Origin of the sequence: Nocardia sp. NPDC051750 (assembly GCF_044453135.1) — a bacterium.
GTDB lineage: Bacteria > Actinomycetota > Actinomycetes > Mycobacteriales > Mycobacteriaceae > Nocardia.
In genome coordinates this window covers 363,807-377,742 of the sequence record NZ_JBITCK010000001.1, presented here as the reverse complement: position 1 = coordinate 377,742, position 13,936 = coordinate 363,807, and the positions used below count along the sequence as shown (strand labels likewise).

The following is a 13,936-nucleotide window of genomic DNA, read 5'->3' as shown; positions in this document are numbered from 1 at the left end:
GCCGGTGTACCGGGCTGCCGGGTCACGACTGTCCGGCGCGACCGAGCAGATCGGAGACGGTGACGAACCGGTAGCCGTCGGCCCGCAGCGTGGCGGCGATCGGCCCGATCGCCGCGCGGGATGCCGCCCCGCTTCCGAACATGGTGTGCAGCAGGATTATCGAACCGGGTCGGACCTGCTCGATGGCGGCGTCCACGATCTCGGCCGTCGAACTGTTTCCGGCCTCCGGTTCCACATCCCAGGTGACCGTTGTGCGGTCGTGGTCCGACAGATAGTCCGGCAGTGTCCACAGTTTCTTGCCGTACGGCGGGCGGAAGGTGATATCGCCCCGGTAGCCGGTTCGCCGGATCTCGGCATCGGTGCGTTCCACTTCGCCGGCCACCGTTTCGGGGGAGACCAGCACCATACGGCGGTGGTTGTAGGTGTGGTTGCCGATCTCGTGGCCGGCCGCCGCGATCGCCCGGCCCAGTTCGGGGCGGGCGGCCAGATCGCGTCCGTTGAGATAGAAGGTGGCCGGCACGCCGGCGGCGGCGAGGAGATCCAGTACTTCGGGGGCGTGGTCGGTGGGGCCGTCGTCCAGTGTCAATGCCACTATCTTGTCGCTGGTTTCCACCCGATCCACCAGTCGCCCGGCCAACTGGTAGGTCCGGGAGTTCATCAGAAAGTAGCCGCCGGCCAGCACGACCAATACCATCACCAGCCCGCAGGCCGCACCGATCATCCACCGTCGCATATCAGCTGTATACACGCAGCATGTCTGATTTGCGGTGGAGCAGGGCAGTTTTCACCCTGTCTCAGGCCGGCCGGGTGTCGCGGGTTGTTTCATCCGGGAGCGGCTGTTGCCGGCGGCGTTCGCGTTTGCCGCGCGCGACTTCGGTGGCGAGGGCGTCGAGTGGCTGGGCGAACTGTGCCATCGGATCCAGCAGGCCGGCCAGCCACTCCCGGGCAGCGGCCACGCCGTCCGGGTCGAGTGCGTAGATCCGCTGGACCCCCACCGATCGCACCCGCACCAGCCCGGCCGCACGCAGCACGTCGAGATGCTGCGAGACCGCGGGCTGGGAGATCGGCGAAGATGCCCGGACGCCGGCCACGAGTACACCGGCCGGTTGCTCACCGTCCGCCACCAGGCGCAGGATTTCGCGGCGGACGGGGTTGGCGAGCGCCTCGAATACTTTTTCCGGAGCTGAACCGGACATCAGGACTGGGTGCCCTCCTCTGGGACGGTGGTGTAGAACGCCACCGTTGTCTCGGCCGCCGGCCGCGCGAGCGCCGGATCGTCGCCGTCGGCGATCGCCGCCTCCGCCCAGCCCGCGGCGGCGGCGCGGACGAATGCCAGACCGTCCGGGGTGGTCGGGAATTCCAGGGCCGCCGCCTGGTCGACGCCCGCTCCGGTGTCCAGGTGCAGCCCCAGGCCCATGAGACCCAGATCCCACCCCACGCCCACCGCACCGGGCCCGAATTGTTTCCACATATCCGGGTCCACGGGCGCCTCGTGCATCAATTCCAGCGTGGTTCCCTCGGCGGCCGGATCGAGGCGGATTTCGAGCCAGGAGATCATCGGGCCCATTTCCCAGGTGACGGCGAATCGTTTCGGCGGTTCGCATTCTTCGACCACACCGCCCGCATTTCCTTCGAGCTGATATCTGCCGCCGACGCTCAGCTCCCCGGTGACGGGCAGAAACCAGCGTGGTATGCGGCCGGCGTCGGTGAGCGCATTCCAGAGATCGTCCGGATCGGTGGCATACGAACGCCGGGCGACGGCGATCTTCGTCGGCATCCCCTGTCGTTCGCCGGTACGGATCTCCCGGGATACGAGCCCCGCGACGGCGATGGGATCAGTCAGTAAACCCACGATGTCCTCCTTTGATAAGTTTTTTCTTATATTAATCGAACGAGCGGCGAGACTCCACCGGCTCCGGGCCCGGCTGTGGCGGGCCCGCGCAGCGCGGCGTGGATCCGATTCCGCGGCTGCCGGATCGGACCTTGTGAGCGGGGTATGGAGCTTGTGATTCCGATCCGGAACCGTGTACCGCTGACCGGTACACGTGCGGAGTTTTGGCCTTAATATCGGGCGAGGCCGGAGCTGCATCCGGTCGCGGCGAAAGGCGCATCCCACTGATGACAGGTCACGAATCCGGAATCGGGCGGAAAATTGCGTACTACCGTGCCCGGAAAGGATTGTCCCAACGTGATTTCGCGCCGTTGATCAAACGTTCGGAAGCGTGGGTGTCGCAGGTCGAGCGCGGGGTCCGTCCGGTCAAGGTGCTCGATGTGCTGGAACGGATCGCGGAGGTGCTGGAAATCCCGGTCGCCGAGCTCGCGCCCACCGCGCCCACCGCGCAGGCCCAGCCGGTTCCGGCGCATGTCCTCGCCCTGCGCCGGTTGCTGGCCGGCGATCACGCGCTGGGCGTAGCGGTGGCCGAAGTCCGCGATCTACCCGACCTGGGCCCGCTCGCCGAACAAGTCGAAACCGCCTGGGCCCGCGCCCGGCAGGCGCGCTACGCCGATCTGCTCGCCTTGCTCGAATCGCAGATCCCGGAGCTGGAGGCGGCGTCGGGGGCCGGTAGCGCGCGAGCCGATGCCCTGCTGGCCGACCTCTATCAGGTCTGGGCGGTGGCGCTGGCCGAGCTGCGGCAGTTCGACGCCGCCTGGGCCGCCGCCGAACGCGCGATGGCGAAGGCGCAGCGCAGTGCGGACCCGGTGCTCATGGCGGCCTGCGCTTTTCGGCGCGCCATCGTCTTCCAGCGGGCGCAGCAACTCGAGCTGGCCCGGCACACCGTCGATACGGCCCGCGCGGCGCTGGGAACGCTCCTGGACCAGCCGGCGCCGCGGGCGCTGACGGTCTACGGCGGATTGACCTTGCAGTCCGCGATCATCGCCGCCCGGATGGAGGACACCGAGCGCGTGCACGAAATGCTGCGGCAGGCGCGCAAGGTATCGAGCGCGCTGGGTGCGGACCGCGAGGAATACCGCATTGCCTTCGGGCCGACCGCGGTCGATCTGCAAGAGGTCGCCGCCGCGGTGGAGCTCGGTGATGCCGGTACCGCGATACGCCTGGCCGGCAAGATCGACGCGACGACCCTGTCGGATTTCGATCGCGGCCGGCTACTCGTCGATACGGCCCGGGCCTGGGCGCAGCGGCGCAGCCCGGAACGTGCGCTGGCACTGCTGCTCGCGGCCGAGGCCCTCGCGCCGGAACAGATTCACCGGCACCGGTCGGTGCGCTCGGCGACCGCGGACCTGCTCAGCATGGATCAGCGCACACCGGGCCTCGCCGAGTTCGCACAGCGCATCGGGGTGGACGCGCCGTTCATCCCGCCGCCGGGGGGCCGGTCCGCCCCGCCGCGCAGTGCGCTGCGGGCCGCGCGCGGGCCCCGGACGATCTGAGTTCCGGCGCGCCCGGTCACGCGGTGGGCCAGAACTCCCGCAGTTCCGTCGCGGCCGGAACCGCCTGGCGCAGACCGGATTCATAGGCCGGACCCAGCGCCGCCTCGGCGAACAGATCGGGGCCGAATGCGGCGACGGTGATATCGTCCGGGCCGATCGAGATCTCCCGGGCGTCCAAGCCCCGGTCGGCCTTGGTGCGCGGATAGACGTGGGCCAGCGGCTCCAGGATCACGACCGCGTCGTAGCCGGCGGCGAGATCGGCATTGATGGTGGAACGGACGCCGCCATCGATGTAGTGCCGGCCGCCGATCTCGATCGGCGGGAAGACCCCCGGGACCGCGGTACTGGCGGCCAGCGCCTGGACGAGGGTGGCCTTATCGCCGCGGGTCCAGGCGTGGAGTTCGCCCGAGCCGATATCGATCGAGGTGACCACTAGATCGTGGTCGGGCCAGTCGGCGAAATCCACCAGCGAACCGATGCGTTCGAGATGGGCCGCCGGATCGCCGGTTTCCGCGCCGAGTGCCAGTTCGCCGACTCGCTGCAGGACGAGTTCGCGATCCGTGTCGACGGCACGCAACAGCGAGGCGATCTCCAGGAGCGGACCGTAGTCGTGCGCCGGCGGTTCGGCGGGAGCCGGGCGCGGCCTCAGCAGCGTGGACAGGTCCGCCCGGGCGGCGATGGCCGTGCCGACCACCGCGCCGGCGGAGGTCCCGATGATGCGGCCGGCACGGGACAGGTCGATCCCGGCCGCCTGTAAGCCCTGGGCCAGGCCGGCCAGCCAGGCTATCCCGACAGGACCACCGCCTCCCAGCACCAAGGCGATCGTGGGCTCCGGGGGCAGTGCGGCGTCGGGCATGGCAGCAGGTTAGCCAATGTGCGGACGTCCCGCTCGGTTCGGGTGAGCGCCGCGCCCGGCGCCGGGGAATGTGAAGCAAATCACGGTGCGCTCGCGCGGGAAGGCCGGTAACAATAACTACGTACGATGTACGGAATTATCGCGAGTGACTGTGGAGGGCTCATGCGTACTACCGGAACAGCCATATCCCTGAACGTCGCCGACCCGGCCGCCTCGGCCGATTTCGTGTCCACGCACTTCGGATTCGCCGAGCAGATGTCGGCCGACGGTTTCGTCTCGCTGAGCCACCCGGATGCCGGGATCAACCTGATCTACCTGCGCACCGGCCTGTCCACCTTCAAACCCGCGCGGATCGCCGGCCCGGCGGGAGACGGTCTGCTGGTGGTGTTCATCGTGGCCGATATCGACGCCGAATACGCGCGCCTGCGGGCCGCGGACGCACCGATCGTCACGCCGATCGAGACCGAGGAATGGGGCGAGCGCTACTTCCAGACAACCGATCCCAACGGCATCGTCTATCAACTCGTGCAGTGGGTTTGATCGCCTCGGCTGCTGTCTCCCGGCCGCGGGAACACCGGATATCCGGACGCTGATCGCCGATTCGCCTGAACCACAGGCCATATCAGTGGTACGAAAGGGGCGGGCGGGTCATGATCGACACCGGGGGTCAGTGGTGGCAGAGGGCGCAACGGCACACAGCAGAGGTAGAGAACGATGCTGGTGAAGGTCGACGATCGGGCGGAACTATCGGTTGCCGAGCGGGAATTCGTGGAGTGCTTACGGGCGCTGCCGTCGACCGGGCTGGCCATTGTGGATCTGCGAATCGGTACCCAGCGCGGTACCCGGCAGATCGGCGCGGTCATCTGGACCCCGCAGGGCATTCTCGTGGTCGAGGTGATCGGGTTCCGCCGGAAGCAGAGCGGGATGCTGACGGTGTCCACGGAGCGGCCGTGGCGGGTGGGTGAGGAGGATGCGGACCTCGTTGTCGAATTCGGGGCCGATCCGGTGCGCGCGGTCGAGAGCGCGGTGCGGGAGGTTCAGCTCACCTTCGATCGCGCCACCTACGATCCGGGTCAGTTGTGCGGTGCGGTGGTGCTGGTACCGCTGCGGGGTGCGGTGGTGCGGCCGGCCCGGGAGACCGTGCGACCGGGACTCGACGTTGTGGTCGGCAATGTCGCGGAACCCACCGAACTGCGGATCTTCCTGGAGAATTTCGCCCCCGGGCCCCCGCGTTGGACGCTCGGCCGGGTCTGCGCGGCCACCCGGGCGCTCACCGGCTGGGCGCCGGAGCGCCGCGAACTGATCGCCGCCGGCTTCGACGACAAATTGCCGGAGCCGCCGAAGGCGTCGCGGAAACGGCCGGCCCTGCGGCGCCCGGACTCGCGGCGCGTCCACGATGCGATCGGCTGGTCCGTCCTGGCGGTCGCGGTGGTGGGCGTGCTTGTGGTCCTGGCGGCGATCGCCGGGTCGCTGCTGGCCGACGGACCCGCCGCCGAACCCGCGGCGCCCAGCAGCAGTAGCGAACCGGTGGCTCCGCCGCCGGCCGGCCCCACGGCGTGCTGGCCACTGCAACCGGACTGCTGAGGGCGGTCCCGGGGCCGCTGCGGTGTGCTCCTCGTACCGGTGCCCCGGCTACGGTTGCGTAGCCGGGTGCGGTCCGGCACGCTGCAGTTCGTACGATGTCAAAAAGCCTGTCACCACGCGGTCTGCCCGGCCGCCGGGGCGCCGATCAGGAGGACGACCGTGGGTCACTACCAGGCGAATCTGCGCGATATCGAATTCAATCTGTTCGAAGTATTCGAACTCGGCAAACTGCTCGATGCCGGCGCCTACGGCGATCTCGATACGGATACCGCGCGCGAGATCCTGGCCGAGGTGAAACGCCTGGCCGAGGGGCCGGTCGCGGAATCATTCGCCGCCGCGGACCGGGAACCGGTGGAATTCCGGCCGGAGACCCATTCGATCGCCGTTCCCGAGCCGCTGACCAAAACTGTGCTCGCTATCCGGGATGCCGGCTGGAACCGGCTCGGCAAGCCCGAGGAAATGGGCGGAATGCCCGCACCCGCCGCGCTGATCTGGGCGGTGAGCGAGATGATCACCTGCGCCAACCCGGCGGCGATCTTCTTCGATATGGGCGCGGCCATGGCCCAGGTGCTCTACGGGATCGGCAATGAGCAGCAGAAGCATTGGGCCGCAGCGGGTTTCGAGCGCCACTGGCAGGGCACGATGGTGCTCACCGAACCCGATGCCGGCTCCGATGTCGGCGCGGGCCGCGCGAAGGCGATCGAACAGGCCGACGGCACCTGGCATATCGAGGGCGTGAAGCGTTTCATCTCCGGTGCCGATGTCGGCGATACCGCGGAGAACGTCTTCCATCTCGTCCTGGCCCGGCCCGAAGGCGCGGGGCCCGGTACCAAGGGACTGTCGCTGTTCTACGTGCCGAAATACCTGTTCGACCCGCAGACACTCGAACTGGGCGAGCGCAACGGTGTGTACGTGACCAATGTGGAACACAAGATGGGCCTGAAATCGTCGCCGACCTGTGAGCTCACCTTCGGCGGTGCGAAGCCCGCCATCGGCTGGCTGGTCGGCGATAGCCACAACGGGATCGCCCAGATGTTCAAGGTGATCGAGAACGCGCGCATGATGGTGGGCGTCAAATCGAGCGGCACTCTGTCGACCGGCTATCTGAACGCGCTGGAATACGCCAAACAGCGCGTCCAGGGGGCCGATCTGACCCAGATGTCGGATAAGGCCGCCCCGCGGGTCACCATCACCCACCACCCCGACGTTCGTCGCAGCCTGGCCACCCAGAAGGCGTACGCCGAGGGCCTGCGCGCGGTCTACCTGTACACCGCCGTGCACCAGAACGCCGATGTCGCGGAACTGGTTTCGGGTGTGGATGCCGATACCGCGCACCGCGTCGACGATTTCCTCCTGCCGATCGTCAAGGGCGTGGGTTCCGAGCGGGCCTACCAGTATCTGACCGAATCGCTGCAGACCCTGGGCGGCTCCGGCTACCTGCAGGACTACCCGATCGAGCAGTACATCCGCGACGCCAAGATCGACTCGCTGTACGAGGGCACCACCGCCATCCAGGCGCAGGACTTCTTCTTCCGCAAGATCCTCCGGGATCGGGGGGTCGCGGCGGGACATATCTTCGCGAAGATCACCGAATTCCTGGATACGCCCACCGGGCGACTGGATACCGAACGCGCGCTGTTGCGTACCGCGCTCGGCGATGTGCAGGCCATGGCCGCGGCGCTCAGCGGCTACGCGATGGCGGCCCAGGCCGAACCGTCGGAACTGTACAAAGTGGGCCTCGGCTCGGTGCGTTTTCTGCTCTCGGTCGGCGATCTGCTGATCGGCTGGCTGCTGCTGCGGCAGGCCGAGGTGGCCGCGGCGGCACTGGCCGGTGCTGCCGAGGACCGCGACCGGCCGTTCTATACGGGCAAGGTCGGGGTGGCGAGTTTCTTCGCGAAGAACGTGCTGCCGACCCTGACCTCGACCAGGGCCGTGATCGAGGCACTCGATGCCGACATCATGGCGCTGCCGGAGGACGCCTTCTGATCCACGGTCGAGGCGTCCGGCGGCCGATCGGCTCCACCAGGTAACTTATGTTTTCATAAGTAAGTATCTGGAGGAGGTGCGCCGATATGCCGAGCACGGCCAAGCCCGGAGTATCCGGGCTACTGCTGGTGGTCCTGGCGCTGCTGTCGGCCGCGGCGCCGTTCGCCATCGACATGTACCTGCCCGCCTTCACCGATCTGGCGGGCGACCTGGGCGCCAGCGCCGCCAGCGTGCAGCTCACGCTGACCACATTCCTGATCGGACTGGCGGTGGGCCAGCTGTTCATCGGCCCGCTGTCGGACCGGTACGGCCGGCGTAAGCCGTTGGTGTTCGCCACGGCGGTCACCGTGGTGGTGACGGTGATCTGCGCGCTGGCGCCGACCATCTGGTTGCTGATCGCGATGCGGTTCGTCCAGGGGCTGTCGGCGTCGGCGGGTCTGGTGATCGGCCGCGCGGTGGGCGCCGATCGCACCGACGGCGCGGCGACCGCGAAGCTGTTCACCCTGTTCTCGGCCATCGGCGGAATCGCGCCGGTGATCGCGCCCCTGCTCGGCGGAGTGCTGGTGGACTTCGGCTGGCAGGCCGAGTTCTGGGCGCTGAGCGGGATCTTCCTGGTGATGTTCCTCGGCGCGGTACTGGTGGTTCCGGAATCGCTGCCGGCACAGCACCGCCAGCAGGCCGGATTCGCCGGCACCCTGCGCACGATCGGGCGGCTGGCGGCGGAACGGGGCTACCTCGGCTACATCTTCGCGTTCGCGTTCGGGTTCGCCGCCCTGATGTCGTATATCTCGGCCTCACCGTTCGTGATCGAGAATGTGCTGGGCATGTCGAACCAGGTGTACACACTGATCTTCGCCGTCAACGCCGCCGGGATGGTCGCCGCCGGTACGGTGAGCTCCCGGCTGGTCGGCAGGTTCGGACCGGAACCGATTCTGCGGGCCGGTCAGACCGTGACCCTGGCGGGCGGCCTGGTGCTGCTGGCGCTGCTGGCCGCCGGCGCACCCGCGTGGGCCGTGCTGCCGGTGCTCTTCCTGACCGTGGTGTCCGCGCCGATGGTCATGGGGACCGCGAGCGCGCTGGCGATCGGCCGGGCACGGTATGCCGCCGGAACCGCGTCGGCCCTGATGGGTGCGCTGCAGTTCGCTCTCGGTGCGCTGGTTTCGCCGATCGTCGGACTCGGCGGGCCCGGCACCGGTATCCCGATGGCGGTATCGATCGTGGTCGCGGTGGCACTCGGCATACTCGCCCGGCTGGTGGCGCGCACCGCGGGCCCGGTCCCCGAACCCGAACACAGCGCCGCGGCCGCCTGATCTCCGGCGCGCGCTGCCGTCACGATTCGACGGCCGGAGTCCGGTCAGCCGCCTGATCCCGGAACACTTCGGCAACGCTGTCGCCCCGGTCGCTCGCGCCTCACGGTGACCCGTGCACAATGCCTGGTGTGACAGTTGAGCTGTTGATTCTGCTGGTCGTCATTGTCACCGCGCTGGCCTTCGATTTCACCAACGGATTCCACGACACCGCCAACGCGATGGCCACGTCGATCGCCACCGGGGCGCTACGCCCCAAAATCGCAGTCGCCTTGTCCGCCTGCCTCAACCTGGTGGGTGCCTTCCTTTCGGTGGCGGTCGCCGCCACGGTGGCCGAGGGAATCGTGCGGCTCGATGAGGTGTCCGGCCACGAACTGCTGATCATCGTGTACGCCGGCCTGGTCGGTGGCATTCTCTGGAATCTGCTCACCTGGCTGTTCGGGCTGCCCTCGAGCTCCTCGCATGCGCTGTTCGGCGGCTTGATCGGCGCCACCCTCGCCTCGCTCGGCTGGAGCGGGGTGGTGTGGGCCGGCGACGACGGCGGTGTGCTCTACAAGATCGTCCTGCCCGCGATACTGGCCCCCATCGTGGCGGGATTCGTCTCCGCCGTCGGCACCTGGTCGGTGTACCGGATCACCCGGAGCTCGGAACACGGCAAGGTGACCACCGGTTTCCGCTGGGGGCAGATCGGTTCGGCCTCGCTGGTATCGCTGGCGCACGGTACCAACGACGCCCAGAAAACCATGGGGGTGATCTTTCTGGCGCTGGTCGCGCACGGGACGCTCACCGCCGACTCGACCATGCCGATCTGGGTGATGGCGGCCTGCGCGGTCGCCATCGCGGCAGGTACCTACCTGGGTGGCTGGCGGATCATCCGCACACTGGGCAAAGGGCTGGTGGAGATCGAATCCCCGCAGGGGCTCGCGGCGGAATCATCGGCGGCGGCGATCATCCTGACCTCCGCGAATTTCGGGCTGCCCCTGTCGACGACGCAGACGGCCACCGGCGCGATTCTCGGGACCGGTATCGGCAAAGGCGCCGAGGTGCGCTGGGGGGTGATGGGCCGGATGGCGGTGGCCTGGCTGCTGACGCTCCCGGCCGCCGGGATCGTGGGCGCTGTCTGCTGGCTGCTCGCGCACTACATCGGGGGGTTGCCCGGGGTACTGGTGGTATTCGCACTGCTCGTCGGGTTGGCAGGGTGGATGTACCGGCGCTCGCTGCGCGACAAGGTGTCCAGCGAGAATGTCAACGAGCCGACCACACCGTCCGGGTCGCTTCCGCCGTCGACACCCCCGTCATCGACCCCGCAGTCGCCACCACCGTCGGGAACGCGGGACCGGCGCCGCTCCCCGGCTCGATCGGCCGCCGAAGAGGAGGCATGATGTCCACATTCCTGACGCATCTGCGCGCACTGTGGGATGTATTCGTCGCGGCGCTGATCCTGGGTGCCGGGTTGCCGATCGTGTTCGCGCTCGGGGTGCGGTGGTGGTCGATCGCCGGGGTGACCGGTAGCGACGGGTCGGTCCGGCGTAATCCGCTCGCGCTCGCGGGCGCGTGCGCCTGCCTGGCGGTCGTGGTCGCGGTGGTGATCGCGGGCGTGCTGTTCGTCGCCAAGGCATTCCTCGCGGATCGTCTGGGGATCCATCTGTTCGGAGAGGACTGATATGGCGGCGCACGAGCCACAGCCGCAGCGGCAGGGACTGCTGGCCCGGGTCATCACCTGGCTGCGGGCCGGATATCCGCAAGGGGTTCCCCGGTCGGACTATGTCGCGCTGTTCGCGATCCTGCACCGGGATCTGACCGAAACCGAGGTTGTGCTGGTGGCCGAGGACGTTTTGCGCGACCGCGTGGAACGGCAGGAAATCACCCACGAAGAGATCGAAGCGGCGGTCCGCAGGGTGGCCAAGGAACACGCCGGCGGTGACGATATCGCGCGGGTGAGGGCGCACCTGGCCGCGGGCGGCTGGCCGCTGGCCTCGCCGTTGCCGGAGGAGGGGTAGTCATGGCCGGTGTTCTGTCCGCGGTGGTGGACTGGCTGCGCAGCGGGTATCCCGACGGTGTCCCGGAGTCGGACTACATTCCGCTGGTGGCGCTGTTGCGGCGGCGGCTCACCGACGAAGAAGTGGAGCAGATCGCGGCCGAGGTGCTGAATTCTCCCGGCCGTTCGCCGGACCGGCCCGATATCAGGGTGATGATCTCGAAGGTCACCAATGAGATGCCGTCGGACACCGATCTGCAGCGCGTCCTCTCGCATCTGGATCCACCGAGCTGGCCGGCACACGAGGTGTGAATACCGCTCCTCCGGCCTGTCCGCCACCTCGGCAAGTTTTTGCTAACCCGGCTATCGCAACGTGCGAACCCGGGGCCTAAACTGGACGCATGGCCAAGACTTATGTCGGCGCCCGGCTCCGGCAATTGCGGACCGAACGCGGGCTGAGCCAGGTGGCACTGGCCCAGCAGCTGGAGATATCGGCCAGTTACCTCAACCAGATCGAGCACGATGTCCGGCCGCTCACCGTGCCGGTGCTGCTACGGATCAGTGAAGTATTCGGCGTCGAGGCGACATTCTTCTCGCCGCAGGACGACACCCGCCTGATCGCCGAACTACAAGAAGTCGTGATGGATCAGGAACTGGGCATCGAAGCCGACGCCCGGGAAATCGCCGAAATGGTCTCCGCTCACCCGAGCATGGCCCGGGCGCTGGTCAATATGCACAATCGCTACCGCAACACCAGCGCCCAGCTGGCCGCGGCCACCGAGGACCGGTTCGCCGACGGCTCCGGCAGCGCCACGATCAGTAAGCCGCACGAGGAAGTGCGCGATTATTTCTACCAGCGGCAGAACTATATTCATCCGCTCGACACCGCCGCCGAGGAACTGGCCAACCGCATCCGGTTCCACGGCGGTGACGCACACAGCGAGATCCCCAAGGTGCTGCGCACCCACGGCGTGCGGATCATGGAGCGGATCGACCTCGGCGAGGGTGTCCTGCACCGCTACGACCCGGACAACCAGGTGCTCGAGATCGCTCCGCACCTGTCCGGCGGCCAACGCCTCTTCAAGCTGGCCGCGGAACTGGCCTATTTCGAATGCGGCCCACTACTGGAAAAGCTGGTGGACGAAGGGAACTTCTCCGGCCCGGACGCGCGCCGGCTGGCAATGCTGGGCCTGGCGAACTATTTCGCGGCCGCGACCGTCCTGCCCTACACCTACTTCCACGAGGTCGCCGAGGATTTCCGCTACGACATCGAACGGCTGTCGGCCTTCTTCGCCCAGAGTTACGAGACCATCTGCCACCGCCTGTCCACCCTGCAGCGGCCGGAACTACGCGGTGTCCCCTTCTCCTTCGTCCGGGTGGACCGGGCCGGGAATATGTCGAAACGGCAGTCCGCCACCGGCTTTCATTTCTCCTCCAGCGGTGGCACCTGCCCACTCTGGAATGTGTACGAGACCTTCGCCTACCCCGGCAAGATCATGACGCAGATCGCGCAGATGCCGGACGGCCGCAAATACCTCTGGGTGGCCCGCACGGTGGAACGCCGGGCCACCCGCTTCGGGCAACCGAGCAAAACGTTCGCCATCGGGCTGGGCTGCGAGGTCCGGCACGCGACCCGGGTGGTGTACGCGGATGGCATCGATCTGCGCGAGGTCAGCGCGACACCGATCGGCGCGGGGTGCCGCGTCTGCGATCGAGCCAATTGCCCGCAGCGTGCTTTTCCGCCGCTCGGCAAAATCCTGGATATCAGCGAGCACCGGAGTTCGGTGTCGCCCTATGTTCTCAAATGACCTGCGCGGGACAACTTTCCGGTTCAGTCGGACTCAGGCGTTTCGAGTTCGGAGACGACCACGGTGGGGGCGAGGTGGCCGCGTAGCCGGCGGTCGATTTCGCCGGCGACCGGGATGACCACCGACGCGGCCGATGTGGCGACGGCGTCCACCAGGATCGCGGGCCAGTCAGGGGTCTCCGTGGTTGCCAGAGCCGCTATGACCGCGGCGGACACGGTGTCGCCGGCGCCCGTCGGATTTCCGGTGAGCGGTTCGGGCAGATGGGCGTCCCAGGCGCCGTCGGGGGTTACCGCCACCATTCCCAGTGGTCCCCGGGTGATGATCACCGCTCCGACTCCGCGGTCCACGAGCGGCCGGGCCGTGGCGGTGAGCGCGGCCGGTGTCTCGGCGCGGGACCGGGCCAGCGATTCGAATTCGCCGAGCCCCGGTAGCAATACCACCCCGGGCACCCGGGAAGCCATTCGGAGCGCGGGTCCGTCCAGGTCGCAGACTGTGGGGACGCCGGCCTCGAGGGCGGCATGGGCGATCCGGGCGGGCAGGCCCGGATCGATACCGTCGGGGAGCGAACCGGCGATCACCAAACCGGAGATATGCGGCAGCATGCCCGATACCCGGACCTCGAGTTGCTCGGAAGCATGCGGGTTGGCCACCCGCGCACCGGGTTCGCGCAGCGCTGTCGCGGTGCCGGTATCGGATTCGCTGACCACCACCGTGCGGCGGACCCACGGCAGCGCGTGGACGAAATCCACCGGCATCTCGGCTTCGGCGGCGGCGGCGAAAGCGTGATCGGCGAACCCGGTGGCCCGCGCATAGCGACCCAGCTGGTTCAGCACCCGGGTCACGTTGATGCCTTTACCGCCGAGGCGCTGTTCCACCGAACGCACCCGATGAGCGCGTCCCGGGGTGAAATTCTCGACCCGGTAGGTCACATCGTATGCGGGATTCATTGTCACGGTGAGGATCACGAGAACCACTGTCCACGAGAGTCGGCACACCGCAAACCCGGCCGGGCGGTGTGCAGGGGTGATTT

At 68.0% G+C, this 13,936-nt stretch carries 15 protein-coding genes; 10 read left to right on the top strand and 5 right to left on the bottom strand.

Features of this window, described 5'->3' with window-relative positions:
* Positions 1–22 precede the first annotated feature (22 nt).
* The 3 genes from ACIA75_RS01525 to ACIA75_RS01515 all read right to left on the bottom strand — a co-directional run bounded on the left by ACIA75_RS01525 (position 23) and on the right by ACIA75_RS01515 (position 1,852).
* Positions 23–733 carry a polysaccharide deacetylase family protein gene (locus tag ACIA75_RS01525; protein ID WP_397098727.1) on the bottom strand — a complete coding sequence of 237 codons (711 nt, stop codon included), beginning with the start codon at positions 731–733 and terminating at the stop codon, positions 23–25.
* 61 nt (positions 734–794) lie between these two features.
* Positions 795–1,196: an ArsR/SmtB family transcription factor gene (locus ACIA75_RS01520; RefSeq protein WP_397098725.1), complete on the bottom strand. Its 402-nt coding sequence runs from the start codon at positions 1,194–1,196 to the stop codon at positions 795–797.
* A complete protein-coding gene (locus ACIA75_RS01515; RefSeq protein ID WP_397098722.1) occupies positions 1,196–1,852 on the bottom strand; it encodes an SRPBCC family protein in 657 nt (218 codons plus the stop codon). The genes ACIA75_RS01520 and ACIA75_RS01515 overlap by 1 nt, the downstream gene beginning before the upstream one ends.
* A 266-nt stretch (positions 1,853–2,118) precedes the next feature.
* Between ACIA75_RS01515 and ACIA75_RS01510 the strand changes: the two genes are divergently transcribed.
* Positions 2,119–3,387 (top strand): helix-turn-helix domain-containing protein, encoded by a 1,269-nt coding sequence (locus ACIA75_RS01510; RefSeq protein ID WP_397098720.1) that lies wholly within the window; start codon positions 2,119–2,121, stop codon positions 3,385–3,387.
* Between the two features lie 16 nt (positions 3,388–3,403).
* On the opposite strand, the gene ACIA75_RS01505 is transcribed toward ACIA75_RS01510, so the two are convergent.
* On the bottom strand, positions 3,404–4,243 hold the full coding sequence (locus ACIA75_RS01505; RefSeq protein WP_397098718.1) for a patatin-like phospholipase family protein: 840 nt from the start codon (positions 4,241–4,243) through the stop codon (positions 3,404–3,406).
* A gap of 162 nt (positions 4,244–4,405) precedes the next feature.
* Here ACIA75_RS01505 and ACIA75_RS01500 point away from each other — a divergent pair, with 162 nt between their 5' ends.
* The 9 genes from ACIA75_RS01500 to ramB all read left to right on the top strand — a co-directional run bounded on the left by ACIA75_RS01500 (position 4,406) and on the right by ramB (position 12,906).
* Entirely contained in the window at positions 4,406–4,783 is a 378-nt protein-coding gene (locus tag ACIA75_RS01500) for a VOC family protein (RefSeq protein WP_397098716.1), read from the top strand.
* 174 nt (positions 4,784–4,957) lie between these two features.
* Positions 4,958–5,827: a nuclease-related domain-containing protein gene (locus ACIA75_RS01495; protein WP_397098714.1), complete on the top strand. Its 870-nt coding sequence runs from the start codon at positions 4,958–4,960 to the stop codon at positions 5,825–5,827.
* A gap of 159 nt (positions 5,828–5,986) precedes the next feature.
* On the top strand, positions 5,987–7,813 hold the full coding sequence (locus ACIA75_RS01490; protein ID WP_397098712.1) for an acyl-CoA dehydrogenase: 1,827 nt from the start codon (positions 5,987–5,989) through the stop codon (positions 7,811–7,813).
* An 86-nt stretch (positions 7,814–7,899) separates the two neighbouring features.
* Positions 7,900–9,123 carry a multidrug effflux MFS transporter gene (locus tag ACIA75_RS01485; RefSeq protein WP_397098709.1) on the top strand — a complete coding sequence of 408 codons (1,224 nt, stop codon included), beginning with the start codon at positions 7,900–7,902 and terminating at the stop codon, positions 9,121–9,123.
* A gap of 128 nt (positions 9,124–9,251) precedes the next feature.
* Positions 9,252–10,502 (top strand): anion permease, encoded by a 1,251-nt coding sequence (locus ACIA75_RS01480; RefSeq protein WP_397098707.1) that lies wholly within the window; start codon positions 9,252–9,254, stop codon positions 10,500–10,502.
* On the top strand, positions 10,502–10,783 hold the full coding sequence (locus ACIA75_RS01475) for a hypothetical protein (protein WP_397098705.1): 282 nt from the start codon (positions 10,502–10,504) through the stop codon (positions 10,781–10,783). The genes ACIA75_RS01480 and ACIA75_RS01475 overlap by 1 nt, the downstream gene beginning before the upstream one ends.
* 1 nt (position 10,784) lies before the next feature.
* The gene (locus ACIA75_RS01470) at positions 10,785–11,120 is read left to right on the top strand and encodes a DUF3349 domain-containing protein (RefSeq protein ID WP_397098703.1); all 336 of its coding nucleotides are present in this window, start codon (positions 10,785–10,787) and stop codon (positions 11,118–11,120) included.
* Positions 11,121–11,122: 2 nt separating this feature from the next.
* Positions 11,123–11,410 (top strand): DUF3349 domain-containing protein, encoded by a 288-nt coding sequence (locus tag ACIA75_RS01465; RefSeq protein WP_397098701.1) that lies wholly within the window; start codon positions 11,123–11,125, stop codon positions 11,408–11,410.
* An 89-nt stretch (positions 11,411–11,499) separates the two neighbouring features.
* Positions 11,500–12,906, top strand: a complete 1,407-nt coding sequence (gene ramB / locus ACIA75_RS01460) for an acetate metabolism transcriptional regulator RamB (protein ID WP_397098699.1) — start codon at positions 11,500–11,502, stop codon at positions 12,904–12,906.
* A gap of 23 nt (positions 12,907–12,929) precedes the next feature.
* Here the strand turns inward: ramB and ACIA75_RS01455 are convergent, their stop codons facing one another.
* Positions 12,930–13,880 carry a hexose kinase gene (locus ACIA75_RS01455; protein WP_397098697.1) on the bottom strand — a complete coding sequence of 317 codons (951 nt, stop codon included), beginning with the start codon at positions 13,878–13,880 and terminating at the stop codon, positions 12,930–12,932.
* Positions 13,881–13,936: the final 56 nt, after the last annotated feature.

Coding starts and splice junctions, on each gene's coding strand:
- ACIA75_RS01525 (WP_397098727.1), bottom strand. CDS start 733: ATGCGACGGTGGATGATCGGTGCGGCCTGCGGGCTGGTGATGGTATTG.
- ACIA75_RS01520 (WP_397098725.1), bottom strand. CDS start 1,196: ATGTCCGGTTCAGCTCCGGAAAAAGTATTCGAGGCGCTCGCCAACCCC.
- ACIA75_RS01510 (WP_397098720.1), top strand. CDS start 2,119: ATGACAGGTCACGAATCCGGAATCGGGCGGAAAATTGCGTACTACCGT.
- ACIA75_RS01505 (WP_397098718.1), bottom strand. CDS start 4,243: ATGCCCGACGCCGCACTGCCCCCGGAGCCCACGATCGCCTTGGTGCTG.
- ACIA75_RS01500 (WP_397098716.1), top strand. CDS start 4,406: ATGCGTACTACCGGAACAGCCATATCCCTGAACGTCGCCGACCCGGCC.
- ACIA75_RS01495 (WP_397098714.1), top strand. CDS start 4,958: ATGCTGGTGAAGGTCGACGATCGGGCGGAACTATCGGTTGCCGAGCGG.
- ACIA75_RS01485 (WP_397098709.1), top strand. CDS start 7,900: ATGCCGAGCACGGCCAAGCCCGGAGTATCCGGGCTACTGCTGGTGGTC.
- ACIA75_RS01475 (WP_397098705.1), top strand. CDS start 10,502: ATGTCCACATTCCTGACGCATCTGCGCGCACTGTGGGATGTATTCGTC.
- ACIA75_RS01470 (WP_397098703.1), top strand. CDS start 10,785: ATGGCGGCGCACGAGCCACAGCCGCAGCGGCAGGGACTGCTGGCCCGG.
- ACIA75_RS01465 (WP_397098701.1), top strand. CDS start 11,123: ATGGCCGGTGTTCTGTCCGCGGTGGTGGACTGGCTGCGCAGCGGGTAT.
- ramB (WP_397098699.1), top strand. CDS start 11,500: ATGGCCAAGACTTATGTCGGCGCCCGGCTCCGGCAATTGCGGACCGAA.